5 protein-coding genes and 1 pseudogene are annotated in these 8,632 nt (G+C 62.6%); 2 read left to right on the top strand and 4 right to left on the bottom strand.

Annotated features, from left to right (window positions below; translation table 11 throughout):
• Positions 1-285 precede the first annotated feature (285 nt).
• The 4 genes and pseudogenes from CQZ88_RS10305 to CQZ88_RS30800 form a co-directional block, all read right to left on the bottom strand.
• Entirely contained in the window at positions 286-3,225 is a 2,940-nt protein-coding gene (locus tag CQZ88_RS10305; protein ID WP_102799698.1) for a Z1 domain-containing protein, read from the bottom strand.
• Positions 3,222-4,211: a PD-(D/E)XK motif protein gene (locus CQZ88_RS10300; RefSeq protein WP_102799697.1), complete on the bottom strand. Its 990-nt coding sequence runs from the start codon at positions 4,209-4,211 to the stop codon at positions 3,222-3,224. The genes CQZ88_RS10305 and CQZ88_RS10300 overlap by 4 nt, the downstream gene beginning before the upstream one ends.
• On the bottom strand, positions 4,204-5,700 hold the full coding sequence (locus CQZ88_RS10295; protein WP_102799696.1) for an ATP-binding protein: 1,497 nt from the start codon (positions 5,698-5,700) through the stop codon (positions 4,204-4,206). Before CQZ88_RS10295 ends, CQZ88_RS10300 begins: the two co-directional genes overlap by 8 nt.
• Positions 5,701-5,879: 179 nt before the next feature.
• Positions 5,880-6,033, bottom strand: a pseudogene (locus tag CQZ88_RS30800) (IS110 family transposase); the annotation flags it as partial.
• Positions 6,034-6,397: 364 nt separating this feature from the next.
• Here CQZ88_RS30800 and CQZ88_RS10285 point away from each other — a divergent pair.
• Entirely contained in the window at positions 6,398-7,450 is a 1,053-nt protein-coding gene (locus CQZ88_RS10285) for a LacI family DNA-binding transcriptional regulator (RefSeq protein WP_102799694.1), read from the top strand.
• Between the two features lie 127 nt (positions 7,451-7,577).
• A partial coding sequence (gene rutA / locus CQZ88_RS10280; RefSeq protein ID WP_102799700.1) for a pyrimidine utilization protein A occupies positions 7,578-8,632 on the top strand: 1,055 nt, incomplete at its 3' end.

Genomic DNA, 8,632 nt, shown 5'->3' with positions numbered 1-8,632 from the left:
GACTGGGCATTTTCAATGAGCGCCATCAAAAGGCCACTCGCCGAGCTTAACCGGAGCTGCTGGTGTGCGAGAACTTTCTCGATCGTGTCGAGACCAGCAGGTCCTAGGCGTGTGTCATCATTCATATTGAGCCAACTTAGGACTCACCGATGTCAGGCCGGATCCAGCGCCTAACGGACGCCCCCGATTTTATGGGACGCATTCGAAAGTCGCGACGACGTACGCATCAGGTGTCCCGCTGCGGCAGCCCAAAGGGACTGTCGTTCAACTGGAGAACCGTCATTCCTACACGTGGTCGGTGTTGTCGACGATAGCCTGCTTCGAGGCTTGCTTGGCTCGGAACCGGACGACCGCCTGCCCGGGCGGGATGACGCTGCTCGGGAGGAACACCCTGAAGCCGAACATGCGGGTGGGATCCGCGCCTTCAGTCGTGTCTTTTACCGCGTAGACGAGGAGGGCGCCCCTTCTGGCCCCTGCGAGATCGCTGAGTCGCGGGTCAGTGTGGGCGTGCCCGGTAGCTATCCTGATCGCTGGCCCCCGGTGCTTGGGGTCCGTAGGCTCGCCCATGAGATTCCCGCGCTCGGTCCGGCGCCTACGCGAAACCACCGCAAACTCTCCTATCGTCCCGAAGTCCTCCTTAGCAATTCCACCCGGCTGTGGAGAGATGACAGCGAAGTCTTCGATCTTGTCCTGGAGTGATTCGAGGAACCGCAGGCGTGGGTCCACGACGCGTTCGCGGTAGTTTTCTAGCCAGATGTGGTTCCGGAGCAGGGCCAGCACGCGCGCGTATGACGCGATGCCGCATCGAGCCTCGAAAGTGTTCGTGAGCGGCTCGGTCTGCAAGAGCTGCCGCGGTGGGCCGAGCTCATTGAGGACCTCCTCCCAGAGAGAGAGGTTCGTCTCCAGCGCAGTCCTATCGATTGGATGGCCGTCGAGTCCGAACTCGGGGTCATGCTGCTGTTCGAGTACGGCGTTGAACATCTTGTTGGTTGCGGTGGGTTTCAGCCAAAAGAGGTGCTGGCTGACCAGGGGTGGGATGTCGATCGGGCGCATCTGCGGTCGGCCGTTGACAAGCTGGGAGTACGACCGCAGCTGCGTCCGAAACTCCTCCTCATCCTGCACGACCGCGTCGAATGCCTCAAGCAGATCGACTCGCTTCGTGCCGAACTTTTCGCTACGACCAATGAATACACGGACCAGATCCCTGTAGCCGTAGCGGAATCCGAACCAGCGTCCGGCTTGGGTAAGCGTGTCGTGCAACCTGGTTACGCGTCGGAAGTAGGTTACGGTGAGGCCCTCGACCGTGAATCCGCGGCTCAGCTTCGTGCCACCGACAAGGACGCGCCACACGCTGCCTTTGTCGAAGTCGAGTTGCTGCTGGTTGGCCTGAAGGTCCGTGTCGCCGTTGACGACGATGACCGGGTTCCCCGCATGTTCCGCGATGCGTGCCACCGCCTGGCCGATGTACGGCTTTAGTGCATCGAACGAGGGCACCGCTGGCACGCCGGCCTCGATCCGGGCGGCGGATACGGGAGCGAGGTCCTTGTCGTAGAGCTTTCGAAGTCTGTTAAGGCCCCTAGGGGTCGTGTATCCGGACTCCCCCCAGAGGGTTTGCACGTCCTGCATCACGTCCTTCTGTACGGCCATATAGACGGATTGGTGGACAAGCATCGTGTGGTGTCGGAAGGATAGTTGGGAATTTTTGTGCGCTCGGAAGAGCTTCACGGCGCCGGTTAGGACGAACATGTCCAATGCATCCTTCAGCTCCTGGAACCGGGCCTCTTGGTCGTCGGCCCGGAGATCGCGGATGAAGGCAGCGCGATTGGACTCGGCGGGATCCAGCTGCGTGGTGGTGGGGTCGAAGTCTTTGTCCACATCGGAGAAGTCGGCCGCTCCCATGTAGCCGAAGGGTCGTTTCAAACCAACGACGAAGTCCTTCGGGAACAGATCTTGGGCATCATCGGGGTCGATGAAGACGTTGGCGAATGGCGTCGCCGTGTAGCCGACGTACTGAGCTCGCGGCATGAGCCCTAGGAGCTCACCGATGCCGCGGTTGATTGCGGTTCTCTTGGCTACCTCTTTGCCTTCCTGTTTCGCCTTCGCGACCTTCTCGGGGTTGACCGTGTTCACCGAGGCCTGGTCTGACTCATCGTCGATGATCAGGACCGGGATGTCCTTGATCGAGTTCCGAACACGCTTCAGGTCTGCGACCAATTTGTCGATGACCCGCGCGTTCTTCTTGATGACGAAGAGTCCGGCTCGTGCTCGGGTGAGGTTCTCCGGTGCGTAGAGCGGAAGATCAGGTTGAATCTTGACGGGCTTAAGTTGGTCTGCTGCTCCGCCCAGTCCTTTGTAGTCGCCGGCTTGCCCGGTGTAGCGGGTGATGGACGGCTGTTGGGCGGTGTCGGGGTCGACGCCGAGGCGCATGAATTTGTACGGCCAGTCCTCATCCAGGCCGTAATCGAATTTGGGATCCGAGCTAACCTCGTCAAGGGTTCCATCGCCGAGGAGGTTCTCGACGCCCACGAGCTCCATGTCCAAACGGCGCTGAGTCTGGTCGCGCAGCAGGTCGATCATGCCCGTTAAGACGATGATGTAGCGATAGCCGGCGTCGATGGCCTTCGCCACGACACCGGTGAAGTTGGCTGTCTTGCCGCTCTGGACATATCCGACTACCAGGCCTTTGCTTTGGAACGCTTCCTTCCGGGTCGGATCCGCGAGACGCTCCAGGATTTGATCACTGGCGTTGTCGAGGTCTTGCACAGCGAGAGCTGGCCACTTCTTGACCTCGAGCAGGTGCCGCTCGTAGGCGTCCCAGTAGAATCGTCCGTGACGACGTTCTGAGATGTACCAGGGATCCCATTCGTCGCTGCTGATGACGATCGTTCCCTCTTCATGGGGCGGGTAGTGCATGGTGAGCCACTCAGACACAGCCTCGGTGACGCCGAGAGACTCGTAGATGCCGCGCCGCCGGTCGATGGTTCCTGGTAGCTGGTCACTCCAGTCAGGATCGATGACAGCGTCCCATCTGGCCAACCTGAGCCCGAAGTTCTGCCTCAAGGGGTCGTTGGGGGAAGCTTGTTGTAGGTGGGCCAGGAGCGAGTCATGCGAGACCTCGCCGCCGCCGTAATCCGAGGCTTCCATCTCGGCACGCTTGAGAAGATCCTTCGGCCGATCCTGCATGGCGCCGAGCGCGGCGAGGTAGGCGTTCACAGGGATAGTCATTCCGATTCCTCTGCGGGTCTCACGAGGCTGTGCAGAACCTCGGGTGTTGACTGTGTCAGCCCTGTGAGGTCCACCAGGTAGCGAAGGTCGACTATCCGGCTGATCTCAGGAATGAACTCGGCCAGGGCCTCTATGTGGATGGCGGGAAAGTTCTCGTCGACGCAGAATGCTGCCGGATGCGTTCTGAGCGTCCACGGCTTCGGATACAGATCAGCGTCTGCCTCCCGGTACCCACCCCTTGCCATCTCGGCCAGGAACGCCGCCGATCGGTGGCCGAGTCGGCTAGCGATTTCGCTGACGAGCTGAGGGAGGCTTCGTCCTTGATCTCCGGCCCCGGTGATCTGAATGGACAGCAAGAAGAGTTGCTTCGATTGCGTCTGCGTCAGTTGTGTCGGGGACGAGATCCAATGTCGCCGTCGCTCGGCGGAAGTCGTCTTCACTTCCAAGTCGAAGTCAGCGAAGGCGAAGTCATGTTCCTCGTCGGAGGGCCCAAGCCATCGGGCCATCGCGGCTTCAGCCCCGGATGTCGTGATGAGATGCTCCAGCACGAGGAGTTCGCCGTAGAGGCCGATCTGGTCCGACTCCGTCATCGCGGTCCGGGTGCTGAGGACGCTGCGGTACAGCCGGAGGACGTCCAGTACCGCCCTGTTGAACGACTGGCCCTCGAGTTGGACACGATCGAGGACCTGGCACAGGAGCGGGTACAGGTCCTCCAGGTGATCGACGGCGGCAACGCTGAACTCATTCCAGTCCTTCCCATTACGGCGCACTCGGGTAGCCGCGACATTCTCGTAGCGCGCACAATTGGGAAGTGGGCCCTCTGCTGGCACCCGGACCGCAAGACGCTTACCGGCCGGGTCGATCACCAGGTACCCGATCGGAGCGCCCTCCACTCTGAGAGTGCCAGGCAGGCCCTCTTCTACGTACCTCTTGACACCCTCGATCCCGAGATGCCGGGAAGCGCCGCCGGCCAACCGGTCAGTCATTGGCTTCAGCCTGAGCCGCGGCGGTAAGAATCGACTGCCAGATCTCGACGTTGTCCTTATCTCTCGGACCGTATGACGAACCCGTGAAGATGTCCTCGACGAGGAGGTAGAGGAGAGCCTTGACGACCGGAACGTCGTTGAGTCCGCCGCGACGCCCAGCCAACAAGGCCTTCCGGTACATGGTGTTGAGCCACAAAGTGTTCTGTGAGCGATCGACCTCGAAGAAGTCGTCACCTGGCAGCCACTTCCACCGGATCTCCATCGGGACACGGCCATCATGTATGGGCAGCTCGCAGGTGATCGCGCGCTTCACGGCGGGAGCCAATCCCGGACCGGGGGGAACGACCTCCTTGCGTCCTCTGTTCCGCTGGTTGCCGACTCGGTAGACGTTCTCGGCGGTCTCCAGGAATTCCGAGAACGTTGTTCCATCAGGTGCCATGGCCCTGCCAACGGCACGGATGAACTCCGGCTTCGGATGGACGGTGCTCTTCTCCATGCTCATCGAGAACAGATCCAGGGCATCGGAGATGTCTACCGCGACTCGGGCCAACTGGAGGCGACGGCTGGGCACGGTCGCTCCCTTCCAGTCACCGCCCTCCAGGAGCCGGTCGTTTCTGTAGAAATAGAAGCCCTGTCGTCGTTCCGGGTTTCCGTCGAGGCGGAAGTCGAGAGCCTCGCTGCGTGCTGGCCAAATGTGAGCATGGATGGGAAGGATCCGCCCCCCGGCCTTGCATTCGAATGTCTTAGGGTACCCGGCCTGGCCGCTTCGGCGATAACCGAACGGATCTACCGGATCGATCGTCTGGGGTGCGCCGGTCTCGCCCGAGTCGGCGTCGAGGACATCCAGGGTGATCGATATTGGGCTCTTCGCCAGTACACGATGTAGCACTAGGCCGAGGTGGGTGCGAAGTTCCTGAAAGGTTCTGGACAGGAAGTCGTCTGTAACGCGACGGTCGTCGGAAGCAGGGAAGGTCCGAATGTGATCCCAGCGCACGATTGTGCCAGCGGATTGCTCGACCGGCGCTGCATCAAGCTCCGATCCGACCTGCTCCGAGTCCAAGACGTCGCACTCGAAATTCTTCGCACCGCTGCGCACCCACCTTCTGCCGACCGGTTTCCCTCCCGCCCGCTTGGACATGACTGTGAGCACGTCGGCTTGGCTGAATGAGGCGGCCTTCAGTCCCATTCCGAAGTGCCCCAGAGCCTGGTCGTCGTATTCACGTCGCTTACCCACCGTCATGGCACGGTCGATGGCCTCATCGTCCATGCCTATGCCGTCATCCGAGACGAGCAGGGAAGACAGGCGTCCCTCGACCTCGACGAAACGTACACAGATGTTGGTAGCCTTCGCGTCGATGGCGTTGTCGACGAGATCAGCGATCGCCGAGGTCAACTTGTGACTGAGTCCGATGGCCTCAAGCACATCGGGATCCGGTGGCAATACACTTTTGCCGACAGCATCGATCGTCGTGCGCCATCCTGAGATCATCCACCCACCCCCTTGTGTCGGCTCCCGCACTGTTGGCGTCTGTAAGGGCACCCTAGATGGCAAGTCAGCGTTCGCGTCAAGGAACTATCGTAAGACTGCGAACCATCGTAAGACTGCGCGCGAAGCAACGGAGTGGCCTCGATCTGGCTGGTGCCCCTCTGACTTCTGGCAAGCCGCCGAGGGAGTGGGGTGTTACAGAGGGTTATGTTCTCGAGCATGGCGTAGAGGACATCGCAACGCTGCCGTATGAGCCAGATTTGGTCGGCGTTGTGCTTCTTGCCGTCGGCGCGCTTGCGGTCGCAGCACATTGCTGGTCGGGTCGTACAACACGGCAACGCAGTCGGGAATTGGGGCCATTATTCCCTGATCGGCAACCTCCTCCAGACCGAGCCGACCCTGCTGGCCGGCCCGCTTGTCGGCGAGGACGGGCGGATGCTCATAACCCCGGCAGTTCGTCGCCCGTCAGCTCCGCAGTGAGCAGCGCGCCGACAACACCCCGGACGGTCTGAACATTGACCTGACGGCCGAGATGATGGTCCGGATCTCGGCGTAGTTTCTGACGGTGCCCGGCGACGTGGTTGACATCGACGACAACGAGCAACCGGTGGCGCTCGCGCGGCAGTTCATCGTGCCGATGGTGGAACGGGTCGACGAGTAGGGCGCGCCGCGGAGGCCTGCGTATACCTAGAATCCGTGCGTGGGCAACAAGTCGGTCACCAGCTACGACGTCGCACGCGCCGCAGGCGTGTCGCAGTCGACGGTGTCCCGTGCCCTCCGGGGCGACCCGCGCGTCATCGAGGAGACCCGCGAGCGCATCCAGGCCCTGGCGAAGGAGATGGGGTACGTCCCGCACATCACGGCGCGGAGTCTGATCACGCGGCGGTCGTCGTCGATCGCGGTGGTCAGTGGTGATCTGCGGAATCCGTCGTATCCGACGTTGGTGAACACGCTGCAGGACCGGTTTGCGCAGCACGACTATCGGGTGCTGCTGATGAGCGACCGGACCGAGGGGTCGCTGGAGAAGGACATCCTGGCGCTGCGGGGCGGGCTGGTGGACGGGGTCGTGTTCATCTCGGCCCGGCTGGACTCACCCATCGTGTCGGAGATGATCGACTGGAAGATCCCGCTGGTGATCCTCAACCGCGACGTCGACGGCAGCCAGGCCGGCCGGGTGGACCGGGTGACGTCGGACAACGTCGGTGGGGGCCGGCTCGTCGCGGACCATCTGATCGAGATGGGGCACCGGCGCATCGGGCTGATCTCCGGCCCCCTGGAGAACGCGAGCGTGAAGCTGCGCGAGGCCGGCTTCCGGGAAGGCCTCGACAGGCACGGCCATCCGTTGGACGAGACGCTCGTTCACCGTGGCGCGGTGGACGCGAAGACCGGCTTCGAGGGCGGCATGGAGCTGCTGAGCCGGCCGGACCGGCCGACAGCCGTGTTCTGCGCGACGGACTACATGGCTTACGGCACCCTCGACGCCACCAAACGCCTGGGCCTGCTCGTGCCCGACGACGTGTCGATCGTCGGCTACAACGACCTCGACGCGTCGGGTTGGTCGATGTTCGACCTGACGACGGTGCGCCAGCCCCTCGAGGACATGGCCTCGGCCGCCGCCGAACTGCTGCTCGCGCGGATCGACGGCGCGGCGGGTGCGCCGGTGCACCGGAACTTCGGGGTGGAATGGGTGCAGCGGGGGAGTGCGGCTCCCATCGGCCAAGTGGGACGTGCGCAGTCCGTCAAAGATCGTTAACCGGGGCAACAAGTCCGTTACCCACGAGCTCCGATCCGGCAATAACCCCTGAATACATTCGAAGTCATAGCGAGCAGGGCAACGTTGCCCCACCGCTTCTTCGAATCCCCGCAGCTTCAGGAGCGACATGGAAATCGGCGTCTTCATCCCCATCGGCAACAACGGCTGGCTCATCTCCAAGAGCGCGCCGCAGTACATGCCGTCGTTCGAGCTCAACAAGACGATCGTGCAGAAGGCCGAGAAGCACGGCCTCGACTTCGCCCTGTCGATGATCAAGCTCAAGGGCTTCGGCGGCGAGACCGAGTTCTGGGATCACAACCTCGAGTCGTTCACTCTCATGGCCGGCCTCGCGGCCGTCACCGAGAAGATCAAGCTGTTCGCCTCCACCCCGATCCTCACCCTCCCGCCGGCCATGGTCGCCCGCATGGCGTCGACCATCGACTCGATCGCCCCCGGCCGCTTCGGCGTCAACATCGTGACCGGTTGGGCGCCCAACGAATACACGCAGATGGGCCTGTGGCCGGGCGAGGAGTACTTCGGCTACCGCTACCAGCAGGCCACCGAATACGTGACCGTCATGCGGCAGTTGTGGGCCGACGGCGTCAGCAACTTCAAGGGCGAGCACTACACGATGGACGAGTGCGTCCTCTCGCCGAGCCCCACCGGCGGCGCCGTGCCGATCGTCGCGGCCGGACAGTCCAAGAGCGGCATGAAGTTCGCCTCCGAGATGGCCGACTTCAACTTCATCATGGGCACCGGCATCAACACGCCCACCGCGATCTCCGACGCCACCGCCACCCTCGTCGAGGCGGCGAACAAGACGGGCCGCGACGTCGGCGCCCTGACGCTGTTCATGATCATCGCCGACGAGACCGACGAAGCGGCCCAGGCGAAGTGGCAGGACTACCACGACAACGCCGACCTCGCCGCCCTCGGCTACATGGCCGACCAGTCCGCTGCCGACGCCACCGCCGACGACGCCTCGACCGCCAAGACCATCTCCCTGCCCGAGGGCGCGGTGAACTTCAACATGGGCACCCTCGTCGGCTCGTACGAGACCGTCGCGAAGCTGCTCGACGAGGTCGCCGAGATCGAGGGCATCAAGGGCATCATGCTCACCTTCGACGACTTCGTCGAGGGCATCGAGAACTTCGGTACCCGCATCCAGCCGCTGATGAAGAG

This window comes from Rhodococcus sp. ENV425, assembly GCF_002887785.1.
Classification (GTDB): domain Bacteria; phylum Actinomycetota; class Actinomycetes; order Mycobacteriales; family Mycobacteriaceae; genus Rhodococcus; species Rhodococcus aetherivorans.
The sequence above is the reverse complement of the archived record's forward strand: the minus strand, read 5'-3'. Positions and strand labels throughout refer to the sequence as shown.